This window comes from Nocardia sp. FBN12 (assembly GCF_054031145.1).
The window spans coordinates 2,638,616-2,655,752 of sequence record NZ_CM132926.1; the positions used below are offsets into that span (position 1 = coordinate 2,638,616).

A 17,137-nucleotide genomic window follows, 5' to 3' on the forward strand; every position below is an offset into this window, starting at 1 on the left:
ACGGATACAAGCCGGCGTTCTCAGCGAACCGCAGCGCACTCCTTCGCAGTCGCGTGGAGTTCAGTGGTGATGGCGCGCAGGCCGTCTGTGAGGAGGGTGCAGACGTGGTGGAATGCAGTGTCGACGCCCGCGACCTGCCAGGAAGCAGCATGCGCAGGGTGGTGGAAGCCCAGCGTGGCATCGAAGACGGCCTGCGCCGATGTGGCCGGGTCCTCGACGCCGAAGTCACCGGATGAGATGGCGGCGGTGACGATGGAACGTATCTGTCCGACGAGGACAGCGACATGCTCGGCGACCACACTGTTGTGCTCGGCTGCCAGAACCGCGTAGGTGGCGGTGAGCGCGGAGGCGTCGCGCGCCTTGGCGCGTTTCGCGGCGAACAGCTCGGCCAGCCAGGCCCGAAGTCGTTCGGGCGGAGCGAGAGCCGTATCGCCAGCCAGGCCCGAAGCCCTTCGTAGGCGCGGTCGATCCAGCGGCGGGCGGACCGCCTCACGGAGTGCGGCTTTGGAAGGAAAGTACCGATAAACGGCAGCGTGGCTCACCCCGAGAGCGCGAGCCACGTCCACCACCGTGGCCTTGGCCGGTCTGTGGCGGCGCAGCACGAATCGCGTACGTTTCTTTACTGCCCGCCTCGAATCGGCTTTCCCGCGCGGGATTCGGTGTCGAGTTCACCGTCTCTCACCACGAACTGTCCGCCGACCAGCAGGTGCCGGACACCGGTCGAGGGTGCGACGAAGTTGTAGCCACCCTGCTCGGAGAAAGTCTGCGGGTCGAAGACGATCAGGTCTGCATCCGCACCCGGTTGGACGCGCGCCTTCCGGCGCATCGCGGGAACCGCCTCCTCGATGATCCGCGCCGGCACCAAGGTGCACCGCCTGACCGCCTCGGGCAGCGAGAGCACGCCGAGTTCGCGGACCAGCCAGCCGAATGTCCGCGCGTAGCATCCGCTGCTGCGCGGATGAGTCAGGGCGTGGGGCGGCACCGGCCAGTCGTGCAACACCATCGCGCCGCCCGGACTGACGACCGGCGAGGCGTCCGACGCGATGGCGGAGTCCGTGAACAGCAACGACCTCAACAGCATCTTCCGGTCGGCTTCCTGCGCCTCATCAGCCCAGTGGACGAATGCGAGGCCGGCGGGATCGTTGGATCGCAGCTCGGTCAGCCGCTCCGTGTCAGCGACGAACTCCCCTGTCGGCAGGTAGCGCAGCCGGTTCGGCGAGATGCCCATCCGCGGCAGCTTCTCCGGTGCCACGAAGTCGGCACTGATTGCGGTCATTCCGGAGCCGTAGGGATATGCCTCGGTGGTGACGCTAAGGCCGTTCGTCTGGGCGGTGGCGAACGCATCGGCGATCTCGTCGATCATCCGGTTGGATGTGCTGTTGAGATGGCACAGATGCATGTGCGCCCCGGTACCCGCCGCGGCCGCGAGGACCTCCAGCACCGCTTCCAGGGAGCTGTGCGGTTCCAGCGCGGAGGTGTAGCGGGCGTGAGTGAACGTCGGCACGCCCAGTTTGGCGGCGCGCCGCGCGAGTCGGAAGTACTCGGTGATCCCAGTTTCGGGGGCGTAACCGACGGGGACGCCGATGCCGATCCCGCCGGCGTGCACCTCAGCTTCCACATGATCGAGCAGACGACCCACGTCCCGGTCGCTCGCCGGCGCGCTCCATTTGGAACCTCCCCAGTTCGCCGTGACCATCAACATCGGATCATCGGGTGGCGCGCCGTCGAACAGCATCATCCGAGACAGCAGCCAGGACGCCGAATACCCGAAGTTCACCGGCCGCCCCTCCAGCTCGGCGGCGGCGATGGCTGCGTTCACCGATGCGGCTCCCGTTTCCAGCTCCAGCGCGGTGGTCACCCCGTCGAGCGCCTGCAGGAGCAGGCCGGTCCGGGACTGCGCGTGACTGTGCAGGTCGATGAAGCCCGGGGCGAGCACCAGCCCCCTGACGTCGACAGTCCGCCGACCGATCAGGGGAGCCTCGGACACATCGGTGATGCGGTCGCCGGTGACTGCGACATTGCGGATGCCGTCCAGACCGGTCTCCGGGTCGATCACCCGGGCCCCGGCGAAGACGACGTCGCACGGCGAAGTGCCGCTCTCGGTGCTCACGCTACGCGCCGTGCCGCGAAGACGCCGCCCACGAAGTGGGTGGCCTTTTGGCCGTCGCCGACGATGAAGGCGGCATCCCACAGCGGATCCCCGCCGAGCACGTCATCGGCGAGAATGAACCGGTGATCGTCCAGCGGGTACAGTTCCGTCGTGACCGGCTCCGAGGCCACCCCGAGCGAACCTTCCGGATCTTTGGCCATCAGGCTCACGAACAGTGCTCCGTCCTTGGCGGTCACGCCATACCTGCGGTCAGCGGTCTCGTAGGTGCCGACGTAGGGCTCGGTGTCAATCGCGCTGCCGGGACGCTTGGCCGGACGAGTCGGTCGCTGGACGCCGAGCAGCTCCGCGAACACGTAGTCGAAGACCCGGTCAGCGAAGTGGGCGCCGCGAATGGCGACGTTGACGGTCACCGCGACGGCGGTGTGCAACTCAGGGACCCAGAGCAGAGTCGACGAGCCGCATGGGCTGAAGCCGAAATGGCCGAAGATTTGCTTGCCGCCCCAGTTCTTGGTGTACGGGCCGACGCACCAACCGTCCGCCATCCCCTGGGTGGGCAGGTCCACTTGGCGGGTCTGCATCTCGGCGACGGAGTGCTCCGAGAGCACCCTCGTGCCGTCGGCCGCGAGGCCGCCGCGCAGGAACAGCTGCCCGAACCGGACGAGATCTCCGGCGCTGCATGCCAGGATCGAACCGGCCGGACCGTGTCCGCGACCGACAGTCCACTGCTTGACGTGGTCGAACCCGCCCTCGGTGGGGGTATGGCCGACAGCAATCGGATGGTAGATCTGCTCCTCGGGCAGACTTGCCGAGTGCTGCAGCCCGGCGGGCGCGAGCAGCCGGTCCCGGAGCGCCGCATCCCAGGTCGTGCCAGTCAGCGTTTCCACCAGGAGCCCCGAGATATCAGCGGAGGCGTTGTTGTATCCGAAGATCTCACCGGGTTGGGCGATCACTGGGATATGCGCCAGCAGCTGCACGAGCGCGCGGACGGCGTCATCGCCCCGACCGGTGTCGATGTAGGGCCCGTTGTCGATTCCGCTGGTCATCGACATGAGGTGCCGAGGCGTCACGGTCGCGGTCGCATCCTCGTCGCCGAGCCGGAATCCCGGCAGGAACTGGGCCACTGGCTTGTCGATATCCAGCATGCCGGCATCGGCCAGCTGCATGACCAGCGCGGCCGTGAAGACCTTCGTAGTCGACCCGATCTGAAACAACGTGTCCGCGGTGACCGCGCGGCCAGTGGTGACGTTCTCGATGCCCACCGGACATTCGACGAATTCGCCGTCGATGGCCAGCGCGACCTGGGCGCCGACGATGCCCAGCTCAGCAGCGGTCGTTTCCGCCACTGACGTGAGTGCTGTTGTGTCGATGGTCATCGACAGTCTCCCTTGACTAGCTCCATAAGATGATTTGAGCGAGAGTAGGCGGATTGTGTGCCCCATCACATCGTGAGCACGAACGAAATCAGGTTGCCTGGTTCGTTGATCTCACCGAGTGCACCCCGACGTTCGCCCGTACTACGACGGCCGCGTTCGGAGTCGGCGGAGCCGCAGGTCGATCAACGCCTCGACGCGGGCGTCGGGATCGGCGAGCTCCAATCCGCTGATCTCGCACAGCCGTTTGAGCCGATAGCGGAAGGTGTTCGGGTGGATCCGCACCGCAGCGGAAGCTTTCGCGATGTCACCGAATGCCTCGAGGTAGGCGGCGAGCGTATTGGTGAAGTCCGCGCGATGTTCGGCGTCGTACGCCAGCAGGAGGGCGACCGGGCACGAGTCGTCACGTTCGTCCTGGTCGAGGATGTCGGCCAGGCGCACAAGCATCAGATCCAAGCGTACGGACCCGACCGTGGCACAGCGTTCGGTTCGCGTCGATTCGCGCAGGACCCTGAGCACGGCGTCGGCGTCGGCGCGAGATCTCACGATCCGGTCGGCCATCTCCACGACGCGTCCGACCCCTGCTCTCAGCGTGACCGGTGATCCCATGCGCTTCACGAAATCCTCCGCTACCCGCAACGCCGCCTGCTCGCTCGATGCCGGGAACAAGGCGTAAACGGCATCCCCGAGGGTTGTCACCGCAGCAGATCGGCACAGTGCGCTCAGGTAGACATCGAGCGCACCGGCGACTCGGCGGATTTCCGTGGTCCGCTTCACGGCGTCGTTCTCATCAGCGCTGTCGGCGAGCTCGACAGCCAAGACGGACACCGGTTCCTTCGCCAGGCCGAGCTGCCTGGCTGTCTCGTGCGCGTCACCGGATCCGCGGAGCAACCGGGCAAGAAGTTCCGCGCGTAACCGGGCATCGACGGACGCACCTGCGCGTTCTCGCAGCAAGTGCAGCGCAACGATCTTGGCGGCGTCGACCAATGCCTGCCTGCGGTGTTCGAGCAGGGGTTCGGATACCACCGCCCAGACGAAACCCAGCACCTCATCGCCAGCGCGTATGGAGATCGCCGTACGCGGCTTGATGTCGTCACAGAGCGACGGGACATACACCGGGTCCGTGCTCCAATACAACTCCCGGAAGATTCCGAGCTCAGTCAGCTGGCGCTCGTATCGACCGGGGACCTGACGGCCCAGCACGGTCTGGACCCTGCCTTCGTCGGTGTCCGCCTGCCCGCCGGAGAACGCGAGTACTCGGGATGAACGGTCTTCGATCGTGATCGGTGCGTCCACCAACGAACTGATGGCGTTGGCCAATTGGAACAAATCCCCGCTCGGGTACCCTGCGATCTCCTGGCCGGGCTCACCGAACTCGGGCGGATCGAGCATGGCGCGCAACAATATGATCAGCTGCGCCCACGATGCGGCCCTGCTGACCTCGAGCACACAAACGTTGCGGCTCACCGCATCCCTGCGAATAGCGTCGTCGAGCGGAACCGGTGACTTCAACAGCAAGGCTGTACCGCCACATCGCTCGAGTTCGATGAGCAGCGCCTTGACCGTCGCGGCCTCCGTGACGCCGACGCCCAGTAGGATTCCCTCCGGAGAGACGTCGACGCCGTCCGCGGGGTCGTAGATCGACACCGAACCCGCCCGTAGATCCGCAGTGGACGGCCCGGCAACCGCGGTTACCAGCGTGCTCCCGAGGTCGTCCACGATCCGGCCCAGGCTCGGCAGCGGCCCACTGATCACGATCATCACCCTCTCCTCGGTAGTCTAATCGGCGAACACGCAGGTCCAATGCTCGGCCGCCGTCCAGATCGATGAACACCCGGTCGGTCCCACCGGTAGCCTTGGCGAACACCCGCAGTGGGCGGCGGGTGACCAGCAGCGAACCACCGGCAGGCGATATCTCTACGAGGTCCGGATTCGGCCCAGGTCAGACCCCGACCTTCTGGTACATCGTCACGACGCAGGCGCCACCGAGCCCGAGATTGTGCTGCAGGGCCGCATCGATCCGGCCTTCGACCTGGCGTCCCTCGGCCTGGCCCCGCAGCTGCCAGACCAGCTCGGCGCACTGCGCCAGCCCCGTCGCGCCCAGCGGGTGTCCTTTGGATATCAGCCCGCCGGAGGGGTTGGTCACCACTCGGCCGCCGTAGGTGTTCTCGCCGTCGAGGATGAACTTGTCCGCAGTACCCACTGGGGTCAGCCCGAGCGCCTCGTAGGTGAGCAGCTCGTTGGTTGTGAAGCAGTCATGCAGCTCGACGACACGCACGTCCTCGGGGCCGATCCCGCTCGTCTCGTAGACTCGGGCGGCCGCCTCTTTCGACATGTCATAGCCGACGAGCCGAGTCATGTCTTCGCCGAAGGTGCTCGCGTAGTCCGTCGTCATGGCCTGAGCGGCGATGACGACGTCGTCCCGCAGGCCGTGGCGTCTGGCGTACCGCGGGGACACGACCACTGCTGCCGCGGCCCCACACGTGGGGGGGCAGCACTGGAACAGGGTCAGCGGACCGTAGATGTGCCTCGAGGCCATGACCTGCTCGACCGAGAGCGGGTCGCGGAACACCGCGTAGGGGTTGTTGGCGGCGTGCCGCCGGGACTTGACCGTGATGTGGGCGAGCACCGACGGATCCATACCGGTTTCCTCGATGTACTGCTGGCCGGCCGCGCCGAAGAACGTCGCGGCATTCGGCACACCTTCATCGGGGATACCCCGGACCTGGTCGCGGACCTGGTCGAACCTCTCCAGAGCACCGGGTCGGTCCGTGAACTGGTGTTGGATGGCCCCGGGGATCATCTGCTCGAACCCGAGCGCCAACACCACGTCGGCCGCGCCCGATTCAACGGCCTGGCGAGCCAGGAACAGCGCCGAGGAGCCGGTCGAGCAGTTGTTGTTGACATTGATCACGGGAATGCCGGTCTGACCCAGGTGGTAGAGCGCCTTTTGCCCGGACGTGGAGTCGCCGTACACATATCCGACATAGGCCTGTTGCACGGCGTCGTACCCGACCCCCGCATCCGTCAGTGCTCGACGGGCGGCCTCGGCTCCCATCAAGTCGTAGTTCTCGCTCCGGCCAGGCTTGCTGAACGGGATCATGCCGACCCCTGCCACCACGGCGTTGTCAGTCATTGTCTTCTCCTTTGTGACCACTTCGGTGGATGCTGTCGGGACTACTCGTTTTCGGGGACACGGATCGGCCGGACTGGAGCAGCGGCTGGGCTCAGACCGGGAGCCAGGCCGCGTCCGCGACCTGGACAGCGGCGGTGGGTTCACTCCAAGTGGTGCGGGAGAACCGCGGTGCAGGCCTCGGCTGGTCGATGCCGTTGATTCGCGTGTGCACCTCTCGGCCGCGCATATGTGGGTGCACGAGGGCCTCGGAATAGGTCAGTACCGGTGTCACACAGGCATCACTGCCGTCGAAGATCTTCGCCCACTCCGACATGGTCCGGGATCTGAACGCCGTGGCGAACGCCTCGCGCAGCTCCTCCGCACGGGCCTCATCGTGCTGGTCGGGCAGGGCGGTGGCGTCGAGCCCGAGCAACCGCACGGCCTCTGCGAAGAACTGGGGTTCGACGCAGCCAACGGCCACGCTGCGCCCATCGCCGCATTCGTAGGTGTCGTAGTACGGTTTCGAGCCGTCGAGAAGGTTGTGCCCGCGATGCTCCGACCACTGACCGGCACCACGCAGCGACCACATCGGCTGCGATAGGACGCTGGCTCCGTCACACATGGCGGCGTCGACGACTTGACCCCGGCCCGAGGTCTGTCGCTCGAACAGGGCGGCCAGGACACCAGTGATCAGGAACATCGAGCCGCCGCCGTAGTCGCCCACCAAGTTCAGGGGCGGCACCGGGCGCTCGCCCGGTCTGCCGATGTTCTCCAGGATGCCGGTCAGCGAGATGTAGTTGATATCGTGGCCGGCGGATGCCGCCAGCGCACCATCCTGTCCCCAACCGGTCATCCGGCCGTACACCAGACGGGGGTTGCGGGCTAGGCATTCCTGTGGCCCTAGTCCCAGGCGCTCGGTGACGCCCGGGCGAAAGCCCTCTACAAGCACATCCGCATCGGCGATGAGGTCAAGGATCCGCGCGACCCCGGAGGGGTCCTTCAGGTCAGCGGTGATGATGCGGCGGTTGCGCAGCGTGTGGTCGCCCGCGCCGCCGACTGTGCCGTGCCGCTCGACACGGATCACGTCCGCTCCCAAGTCGGCCAGGATCATGCAGGCGAGCGGCCCAGGGCCGATGCTTGCGAGCTCGAGGACCCGAAGGCCTGCCAGGGGGCCGTATCGCATGCTTGTCTCCTGCGTGATCACAGCACTGGGCTCCGGTCGGCAGGACCGAGCACCGGGGGTATCCGGTCGTCGTCGGCCTTGCGACGGTCGCGCAATGCCAGCGTGATCGCCGCCGCGCACGCCAAGGCCACCGGGACCGCAGCGAGCACGATGATGGTGCTGGCTCCCATTCCCTGGGCGATGAGCGCCCCCGCGACGGCAGGACCGACGATCGTGCCGATCCGGCCGATTGCCACGGCCATACCCACGCCTGTAGTGCGCGTGCCGACGGGATAGAGCGCTACCGCCATGGTGAGCACGCCCATTTGGCTGGCCATGGTTCCGGCGCCTGCACAGCCCAGCAGCAGCAGGACACCCCAAGACCCGAACGAAGTCAGGCCGAAGAGGCCCATGGCGACGACTCCGAGGGCGGTCGTCACTGCCATAACAGCGGAGATCCCCACCCGTGCGGTCAACGGAATCGCCAGCAGAATTCCCAATACGCCGCCGAAACTGATAACCGACAATCCGATCGGCGCTTCATTAGCGCTGAATCCATAGTCCAGCAGCAGCGTCGGCACCCACGCAGAAAGCGTATAGGCGCCGATGAACGCCAGGAACGCGAACACCCACAGCAGACCGGTGTTCACACGAAGTCCGGGGTCGAAGAGCCGGGCCACACCGGCCGCCTTTTTGGCCTCGGCCTTTGTGCCGACAGTGGGAGGTTCCTCCAAGACTACGGCCATTGCGACGAGGAGAGGAATAGCAGCAATGCCCCCTGCCCAGAAGATGCCGCCGCTGCCGAACAGGTCCAGCAGCGGACCGCCGACAAAGCCCCCGACGATCAGCCCGACAGGCAAACCGAGCGTGACACCCACCGAGACACGTTGCCGGTAACGTTCCGGCACCATGTCACTACTGACCGACACCGCTACCGGCAGCAACATACCGATCGAGACTCCAGCCGCCAGGCGGACCACCGAGAACAGCGCAATCGACTCGAGCGGCAGGACGACGGCGCTGAGGACCGTCAGGATCGAGCAGGCGGCCACACTGCCGATCAACAGTCGTTTTCGTCCGAGTGCGACTCCCATCCAGCCGGCCGTCACATACCCCACAACGACGCCCAGGTTGCTCAGCGCCAACGGAAAGGTGAAATCGCCCACCGGAACACCCCAGTCGCGCGCCATCGCCGGCACTGACGCTGCAAGCGCTGCGGTATCGAAGCCATCACACAACACCGCCAAGAACACGACGGCGAGAATTCCCCACTTGATCCCGGTTGAACCGTCGGTAACTCTTTGTTCTCCATTACTCATGACTGTCCTAGCTGTCCTATCGAATATGTCGTGTCATCACGGCGGGTCAAGCTCCTCCGCACGAATTCTCTCGATGCAGGAATCGAGGAAAAACCTGGAGATTGTGTGCAGTTATGGCCGCCTCGGCGAGCACGAAATCGCTGTTCAGGTTCTTCACCAGCTGCCTCGTCTGCCGACCGAAACCCTCGGCCGAGCTCGCCACCGAGGATGTTGTCGCGGGGCACGCGGGCACAGTCGAAGAACAGCTCCAGAGGTGTCGGCGCCGCGCTGACCGACCTCGCCAGGATCCGTCCGCGCATGAAACCCGTTCTCGGCCAACACGATCACCAGATCCGCGCTATGCCCCGTTGGAGATGAACGTCTCGGACGCGGCGGGCGAGGAGAGCAGCGATCCTGTCAAGGTCTCCGCCTAGCGAGGCCTACCACTATCTACTGGACAGCAGTCGTCGAGTCAGCAGCGGCAGCGGCGATCCATCGCCTTTCTGCGTCGAGGAGTGATTCGTGACCGGCGACAACCGCGGCACGCAACTCGACCTTGTGGATCTTGTTGAGCGTCGCGTGTGGCAAAGCGCCGACGACGTAGACCTCGCGTGGAACCTTGAAGTCGGCCAGCCTGTTTCGGCAGGCGTCCATGACCCGATCGGCCAGGCCCGAGTCTGGATTCTCGACACAGACGAAGGCCACTGGTACCTCGTCGAGCTTCTCGTCAGGCCTGCCGACGACCGCGGCCTCGCCGAGCCCTAGGACATCGAGGATGACTCGCTCGATCTCGGAGGCTGCGACGTTCTCGCCGCCGACTCGCAGCATGTCCTTGGCCCGGTCCATGAAGGAGAAGGTGCCGTCGGCATTGAGCCTGACCAGATCTCCGGTCGCGAACCAGCCCTCGTCGTCGAAACTGTCGCTCGTGGCTTCGGGGTTATTCCAGTACTCGGCGAATATCGACAGCCCACGAACACCTCGGATGAACAGGGCACCGGTCTGACCCGCGCCGATGGGCGTTCCGTCCCCGTCCACGACCTTGATGTCGTACTCGGGGGCAACCCGACCGATACTGCTCGGCGCATCGTCGTGCCCGGCGGAGACGGTGCCGTGACTGACAGTCTCGGTCATCCCCCACCAGCCTATCGACTCGACCCCGAACCTTTCCTTGAAGACAGGGCCGGTGGGTCCCGCCATGACACGCAGGGAGTGTTCATCGGGGGGCTGGCTCGCCAGGACTGCGCGCGTGGACAGTGGCATCAGGGACAGCCAGGTGCACCCATGTTGCACCGCGATGTCCCAGAACCGGGAGGTGGACCACTTGGGGGCGAGGACGAACCGGGCGCCGACCCACAGGCTCGGCAGGACCGAGTAGCCCAAGGCATTGACGTGGAACAACGGCATATAGGCCAGGTGGACGTCGTCCGATCGAAGTCCCTCGTGGACGGCGTTGGTCCGGGCGGCCCACAATCCATTCGCATGCGTCCAGAGCACGCCTTTGGGCCGGGCGGTCGTGCCAGAGGTGTACTGGATGCTCAGCGCGGCTGCAGGGTCCGCGGACGGTAGGCGCACCGCCTCGAGGTCAGCGGATCCGCCGAAAATGGGCGCGTGCGGCGAGCCCGGGTCGATGACGGTAACCCAGGAGAGGCTGGTTCCGGCCGCAGTGACGAGCTGCTCGAACGACGGCTGCGTGATCGCGCCCACTGCACCGCTGTCTGCGATGTAGTACGCCAGCTCGTCTTGCGACGACCGCGCGTTCGTGGTGACCGCAACGGCATGCAGCGCGGCGCAACCGAACCAGGCCAGAAGGAACTGTGGGCAGTTCTCCAGGTGGATCAGGACGCGGTCTCCTGAGTGAACTCCAGCCTGCACGAGTCCTGCCGCGACCCTCAGGGACTCGTCATGGAACTCCGCATAGGTCCACGAGTCCGGCTCGCCGTCGAAGGGATGCCAGGTGAGGAAGGTGCGATCGGGATGCGCGGTGGCTCGATCGGAGAGCAGGCGCCACATATCGAAGCCCAGAAACGGATGGAACGACGGCAGACAGATTTCTTTCGAACCCATGCTCACGCCTCCGTCCATGTGGCGTCCAGCGGGACCACCGCCGAACGAACCAAGGCACGGAACGGAAAATTGCCACGCGGGCCGAAAACTTCGAGCGAGACTTCATGTGATCTCTGCAAAGGGTGCCTCCTAGATAGGCGCTTCAACTAGCTGAACTCGGTACGAGTTCTTGTGTTATTCACTTAATTTGTCGCGATCACAACGACCGAGCGATGATCTCTCGCATGATCTCGTTTGCGCCGCCGGCGATTCGGGTGACACGGGAATCGGTGTACAGCTGCGCGATCGGATACTCCCGCATGTAGCCGTAGCCGCCGAACAGCTGGAGTATCCGGTCGATGACGCGCCCTTGGGTGTCGGTGCTCCAGTACTTCGCCATCGCCGCGCGGCTGTCATCGAGCTCACCGCGCTGGAGTCGAACGATGCAGTCGTCGACGAACGTGCGGTTGACGGTCGCCTGGGTGGCGCAATCGGCGAGTTCGAATCGGACGTGTTGCAGTGCGCGCAGCGGTGCACCGAACGCGTGGCGTTGTTTCGTGTAGTCGATTCCGAGAGCCACAGCACGTTCGGTCTGAACGGTCGCTTCGACCGCCATGAGCAGCCGCTCCTGGCGCAGGTTGGCCATCAGGTGCGCGAACCCCTGGTTCTCTCGGCCGAGCAGCTGATCGGCCGGAACGCGGACCTCGTCGAAGAACAGCTCTGCGGTGTCCTGCCCCTTCAGACCGATCTTGTCGAGGACACGGCCGCGCCGGAACCCGGGCGAGTCGGCATCGACCAGCAGCAGCGATATTCCCTTCGATCCGGCGGACGGATCGGTCTTCGCGGCGACAATGACCAAGCCGCAGGTTCCGCCGTTGGTGATGAAAGTCTTCGACCCGGAAAGGACGAACTCGTCGCCGTCGCGAACAGCCCGCGCCTGCATGGCGGCCACGTCCGATCCGGCACCGGGCTCCGACATCGCCAGCGAACCGATGGTGGTGCCTGCGGCTAAACGGGGCAGCCACTGACGCTTCTGCTGCTCGGTGCCCAACGAGAGCAGATAATGGGCCACGATCCCGCTGTGCACGATGTTGCCGAAGCACTGCGCCCCGGCACGGCCGATCTCCTCCAGCACGACGATGTCGTGAGCGATCGATCCGCCTCCCCCGCCGTACTCCTGGGGGATGGAGGCGCACAACAGGCCCAGCTCACCGGCTCGCGCCCAGAACTCCAGGTCGACATGCCCCTGCCCGGCCCACTTCTCCAGCTGTGGGACGGCTTCTCGGCGCAAGAACTCCGCAGCGACCTCGCGCAGCAGTTCGCCTTCGTCGTCCGACCAAGCCGGCCGGGTGGCTACGCCGCTCATGACGCCTCAGTCCCAGCAACGGCACTGTTCCTGGCCCCGGTGCGAATCCGATCGAGGACCTCGGCACGTATCGCCGAGCGACGGACCGTGTCGGCGTCCTCACGCAGCGGCTCGTCGCGGTCCGCCGAACACCTCGGCCCAGTCACTCGCCTCCGCGTCGCAGGTCCGAGACTGAGCGACCGGCCGGCCACCTCCCGGACGAAGGTCCGCTCCGGCTCGTACTGGGCGCACAGGGGCACAGTTTCGTTGAGGGAAAGCATTTCGGTCACGTGGCATCCATCTCTCTACGGTGCGGCCCCGCCCGAAGCGCGGGGTCGTGGACGGCGCAGTCGTCGGGCCAATGCAGCGGCGGTAGCTCGTCGAGGGTCTGCGGGAAGTGTGGGACTCGCTTCTGCAAGAAGGAGTCGATGCCCTCGGCGGCGTCGGGGCTGCGGCCGCGTTCGAACGTGGCGCGGGAGTCGGCCTCATGGACCTGGCGGGGGTGGTCGGCGACGAGGCCCTTCCAGAGCAGCTCGCGGGAGATCGCCAGGGAGACCGGCGCGCTGTTGCGGGTAATCTCTCCAGCCAGGTCGATCGCGGCCGTGACGACGTCGGCGGCCGGGTGGATGGCGTTGACCAAGCCGGCGTCGCGCGCCTCGGCGGCGCCGACGAGCCGGCCGGTCAGCGTCCACTCCAGGGCTCGACCGGGCCCGACCAGGCGGGGCAGGAACCATCCCGAGGCTCCCTCGGGGACCATGCCGCGGCGGGCGAAGGCGAACCCGAACGTCGCGGTGTCGGCAGCGAGGCGGATGTCCATGGCGCAGGCCAGGCTCGCCCCGAATCCGACGGCGGCACCGTTGATGGCCCCGATCACGGGTTTGGTGCACTCGAACAGGCGCAGGGTGGCCTGGCCCGCGAAGTCCCGGAAGTCCTCCGCGGTGGCGTCGGGCAGGTCGTCGGCGAAGGTTCGAACACCGGCCGAGAGGTCGGCACCGGCGCAGAAGCTCTGGCCGGCTCCGGTGATGACGATCGCGCCGAGTTCCGCGTCGGCTTCGGCCCGGTCGATGGCGGCGATCAGCGCATGCACCATTGCGCGGTCCACGGCGTTGCGCCGCTCCGGGCGGTCGAGCGTCACGACCGCGACGCCGTCGATGCCCTCGAGAGCGATGCCGGTGCTGCTCGCGGCCCCGAAACCAGGGCGGCCGGTGGTCATCGGCGCGTTCCGCCCGTGCCGAACATATCGGCCGATCCCTCGACGAGCGGATCGGACGGAACGGCCGCGAGCAGGGACTCGGTGCGTTCGCGGATCTGTTGGCCCATCTCAGGGGCGGTCAAGATGTAGGGGCGGTCGTGGACGATCGCGTCCACGACCAGATCGCCGACGACGCCGGGGGCGACGCCCCGCTCGCGGAGCGAGTCGTGGGCCGCGTCGAGTATGGACGCGATCTTCGTCGAGTGCTGCGGTGCCTCCGTGGGGTGCGCCCGTTGCGCGTTCTTCACGATGTCGGTGGCCACCGGACCGGGGCAGAGCACACTCACACCGATGCCGTGGTGCGCGAGCTCGACCCGCAGCGATTCGCTCAGCCCGACAACGGCGTACTTCGAGGCGTGGTAAAGGAAGCCGGACATGTACAGCGGCGAGCTGCCGACGAACAGGCCTGCCGCCGAGGCGGTGTTGACGACATGACCGCCGGTGCGGCGTCGGATCATCCGGGGCACGAACGCCTGAATGCCGTTGTATACCCCGCCCGCGTTGATTCCCATGACGTGGTCCCACATGGTGTGGTCCATCCGCGAGGGTGAGACCGAGTCGATGATCCCAGCGTTGTTGACCAGGATCGACACCGGACCGAGCGACTCCTCGACGGCGTCGGCCACGGTCGCGTAGGCGGCCCGGTCACGAACGTCGAGCACGAACGGGCGAGCGCTCGTCATCGTCGACAACTCGTCGGCGGCCTGGCACACCGCGGTCTCGTCGATGTCGGCCACCGCCACAGACACCCCACGGCGGGCCAAAGATGCCGCGACCGCCCGTCCGATGCCGTGCGCACCTCCGGTGATAAATGCGGTGCGGCCTTCGAGTGAATCCACGTTGTCCTCCTGATCAGATGTCTGCCGCGTCGGGCGCCGGCGGGGCCTCGACGTTGATGGCGAGCACGGAGTCGGTGAACCGGAGGGCGGACCCTTCGGTCACCTTCAGCTCCCGGACCTGTCCGGCCGCCGGTGCGGGAGTCGGTACCAGCATCTTCATCGCCTCGAAGACGAGGAACTGCTCGGCCTTCTCGACGTACGCCCCGACGCTGGAGCCGCCTCCGTTGTCACGGCGACGGCATCCGCTTCGCCAGGTCCCGGATAACCGCTGCGCCGTCCGGGTCGAGCAAGCTCCCGTCGTGGATCAGTCGCGCATGGGAGTGACCGATCTGGTGGAGCGCGAACGCTGACTGCAGCGCGTTCCACTGGCCCTGGGCGTCCAGGCTGTTGTTCACGGCCTGCTTGGCGAGCTTCAACCCCATCGTGGGGCGCTGGGCGATCTCCTCGGCGATGCCGCGTGTGAAACTTTCCAGGTCGTCGCGCGGCACGACGTGATTCACCATGCCGACGTCAGCGGCCTCCTGGGCGGTGATGTAGCTGCTCCGGAACAGCATCTCCTTTGCCTTGCGGGCCCCGAGTTCCCATGCGTGGACGAAGAACTCGTGTCCGTTGACCCCGAAGGCGACAGTCGGGTCGGAGAATGACGCGTCCTCGCTGGCCACGATCAGGTCGAACGGCCAGACCAGCATCAGGCCGCCTGCGATGACGCGGCCCTGGACCTGGACGATTGTCGGCTTCGGGAGGTTGCGCCACCGCCAGCACAGACCGAGATAGGCGTCTTCCTCAGTCGCCATGTGACCGTGCGCGCCGGGTTGCTCGAATCCTCCCGTCGCCGTGACGGTATCGAAATCCGTGATCGACGCGCAGCTCGCGAGATCGTGCCCGGACGAGAAGTCCGGCCCGTCGGCGGCCACGATGACGACCTTGACGGCGTCGTCCAGCATGGCCGCCTTGAGCGCGGAATCGAGCTCGTAGAGCATTTGGAAATCCTGCGCGTTGCGCTTTTCCTCACGCGCCAGCGTCACCCGCGCCACCCCAGTAGCGGCCATCTCGTACCGGATACGCTCATAATCGGGTTTCGTCTTTCGACTCGACATCGGCCCTCCGACCTGTGGTTGCCATCTTCTAGAACGGTAAGCTTTGCCTCAGTTTCTTACCCGAATAACGGTAAGATTCACCGCCTTTGATTACCGTTGTAGCGATAAGATATACCTTTGTTGCGTACCACTGTCAAGCGTCCCCGGGCCCGACCGGGACGACGCACGGACCCGAGGACCTGGCGCACGGGCAGCAGCCACCACAGGAGAACGACATGACGAAAGCGGCACCGACCGGAGCATTGACGCAGCTGCCTCCCAGCCCACCCCCACGGCTGGGACCACCCGCCGAGGCGCTGACCACCCGTTCCCGGACGTTGCTCGACGATCTCGAGAAGTTGATCGTCACCGAGGGCTTCGCGGCCTTCACTCTCGCCGACCTGGCGCGACAGTTGAGGTGTTCGCTGCGCGCGTTTTACGCGATCGCCCCCACCCGGTACGACTTGCTGCTGGTCGTCGTCGACCGGCGCATGCGACGGCTGGGGAGGCGCGTGCGCGAGGAGCTGGCCGACCATGACGACCCGCTGGCCCGCCTGCACCTCGTACTGACGTTGGAGGCGACCGCGATGCAGGCCACCAGCGCACAGTTCCGGCACGACGCACGGGCCCTGCCGGAGATGATCGAACTCATTCTCGCGCACAGGCGCTACGGCGCGTCCATGATCCACCAGATCCTGGTCGAGGGGATGCGTCAGGGACGTTTCCGGCAGGTCGACCCGGGTTTGGTCGTGGAGTTCATCGACGCCGCCGTCTCCCGGCTCGAACAGCCCCGGTTCGCCGACGGCGCCGATCACCGGTGGAGCGAGTACGTGGAGGAGCTCAGCCGGTTCGTCGAGGCCGGAGTCCTCGGCAGATGACGCGAGCGCTGCCGGAGATCGCTTGTCGTAGCGACCTGGCCGGCACGCCTGTGCGAGGCGACATACGATCAGGTCGGGCCCGAGTGCATATCTGCGCGCATCGGCCGCGCCGCCGCGCTCGAGCTGGCCGAAGCGGGCGCGGCAGTCAAGACTGCGCCCACCGACGAATCGACCAATGAGCGATTACAAGGCGTGCTGGACGCTCCGGGCCAGCACGGGCGGCCGGGGTGCGCTGGAAATCACCCGCGCCACACGGCCGTTCGAGCGGCGCTGCTGATCGAGAACCGGACCTTGGGCGCCGGGTGGCTCAACGTAGAACTTGCACCCGCGCTGAGTACGAGATGACTGCGCTCGCACGCCGCCTTCCGTTCCTATGCCGAGTACTGCGTGGGCACCACGCATATCGCATCTCGATCATCGTAAACGACTTGCACGAGCCGTCCTCCCACAAGTGCACGCTTACGGTCGTGGCCATTGAGGTTACCCGAACCCAACGCTATCTGGATGCGATGACAGTTTTGTACTGCAGGACGAAGTCTTGCTTGAGAATTCTCGCTCACCGACAAACAACGAAGGTCATGTCGCGCCTAGAGTTCACGGCCATGGGCGAGCGGTGGAACGGACCAGCGCGATGGCACCTGAACGGATG

The 17,137-nt window shown here is 66.1% G+C and carries 13 protein-coding genes and 1 pseudogene; 1 reads left to right on the forward strand and 13 read right to left on the reverse strand.

Annotation, left to right across the window (positions count from 1 at the left end; genetic code table 11):
• Window positions 1-20 precede the first annotated feature (20 nt).
• The 13 genes and pseudogenes from ACWZHB_RS12800 to ACWZHB_RS12860 form a co-directional block, all read right to left on the reverse strand.
• Window positions 21-602 (reverse strand): TetR family transcriptional regulator, encoded by a 582-nt coding sequence (locus ACWZHB_RS12800; protein ID WP_427908152.1) that lies wholly within the window; start codon window positions 600-602, stop codon window positions 21-23.
• 17 nt (window positions 603-619) lie between these two features.
• A complete protein-coding gene (locus ACWZHB_RS12805; RefSeq protein ID WP_427908153.1) occupies window positions 620-2,110 on the reverse strand; it encodes an amidohydrolase family protein in 1,491 nt (496 codons plus the stop codon).
• Window positions 2,107-3,549: a serine hydrolase domain-containing protein gene (locus ACWZHB_RS12810; RefSeq protein WP_427908154.1), complete on the reverse strand. Its 1,443-nt coding sequence runs from the start codon at window positions 3,547-3,549 to the stop codon at window positions 2,107-2,109. Before ACWZHB_RS12810 ends, ACWZHB_RS12805 begins: the two co-directional genes overlap by 4 nt.
• A gap of 75 nt (window positions 3,550-3,624) precedes the next feature.
• The gene (locus tag ACWZHB_RS12815) at window positions 3,625-5,241 is read right to left on the reverse strand and encodes a PucR family transcriptional regulator (protein ID WP_427908155.1); all 1,617 of its coding nucleotides are present in this window, start codon (window positions 5,239-5,241) and stop codon (window positions 3,625-3,627) included.
• Between the two features lie 181 nt (window positions 5,242-5,422).
• The gene (locus tag ACWZHB_RS12820) at window positions 5,423-6,616 is read right to left on the reverse strand and encodes a lipid-transfer protein (RefSeq protein ID WP_427908156.1); all 1,194 of its coding nucleotides are present in this window, start codon (window positions 6,614-6,616) and stop codon (window positions 5,423-5,425) included.
• Window positions 6,617-6,707: 91 nt separating this feature from the next.
• Window positions 6,708-7,778 carry a CaiB/BaiF CoA transferase family protein gene (locus ACWZHB_RS12825; protein WP_427908157.1) on the reverse strand — a complete coding sequence of 357 codons (1,071 nt, stop codon included), beginning with the start codon at window positions 7,776-7,778 and terminating at the stop codon, window positions 6,708-6,710.
• Between the two features lie 17 nt (window positions 7,779-7,795).
• Window positions 7,796-9,076: an MFS transporter gene (locus tag ACWZHB_RS12830; protein WP_427908158.1), complete on the reverse strand. Its 1,281-nt coding sequence runs from the start codon at window positions 9,074-9,076 to the stop codon at window positions 7,796-7,798.
• A gap of 429 nt (window positions 9,077-9,505) precedes the next feature.
• The gene (locus ACWZHB_RS12835) at window positions 9,506-11,119 is read right to left on the reverse strand and encodes an AMP-binding protein (RefSeq protein WP_427908159.1); all 1,614 of its coding nucleotides are present in this window, start codon (window positions 11,117-11,119) and stop codon (window positions 9,506-9,508) included.
• Between the two features lie 196 nt (window positions 11,120-11,315).
• Entirely contained in the window at window positions 11,316-12,464 is a 1,149-nt protein-coding gene (locus tag ACWZHB_RS12840) for an acyl-CoA dehydrogenase family protein (protein WP_427908160.1), read from the reverse strand.
• A gap of 265 nt (window positions 12,465-12,729) precedes the next feature.
• Complete coding sequence (locus ACWZHB_RS12845) at window positions 12,730-13,656, reverse strand: enoyl-CoA hydratase-related protein (RefSeq protein ID WP_427908161.1); 927 nt, start codon at window positions 13,654-13,656, stop codon at window positions 12,730-12,732.
• A complete protein-coding gene (locus ACWZHB_RS12850; RefSeq protein ID WP_427908162.1) occupies window positions 13,653-14,534 on the reverse strand; it encodes an SDR family oxidoreductase in 882 nt (293 codons plus the stop codon). The genes ACWZHB_RS12845 and ACWZHB_RS12850 overlap by 4 nt, the downstream gene beginning before the upstream one ends.
• A gap of 13 nt (window positions 14,535-14,547) precedes the next feature.
• Window positions 14,548-14,730: pseudogene (locus tag ACWZHB_RS12855) on the reverse strand (biotin/lipoyl-containing protein); the annotation flags it as partial.
• A gap of 31 nt (window positions 14,731-14,761) precedes the next feature.
• A complete protein-coding gene (locus tag ACWZHB_RS12860; protein ID WP_427908163.1) occupies window positions 14,762-15,631 on the reverse strand; it encodes an enoyl-CoA hydratase in 870 nt (289 codons plus the stop codon).
• 215 nt (window positions 15,632-15,846) lie between these two features.
• Between ACWZHB_RS12860 and ACWZHB_RS12865 the strand changes: the two genes are divergently transcribed.
• Window positions 15,847-16,488 (forward strand): TetR/AcrR family transcriptional regulator, encoded by a 642-nt coding sequence (locus tag ACWZHB_RS12865; RefSeq protein ID WP_427908164.1) that lies wholly within the window; start codon window positions 15,847-15,849, stop codon window positions 16,486-16,488.
• Window positions 16,489-17,137: the final 649 nt, after the last annotated feature.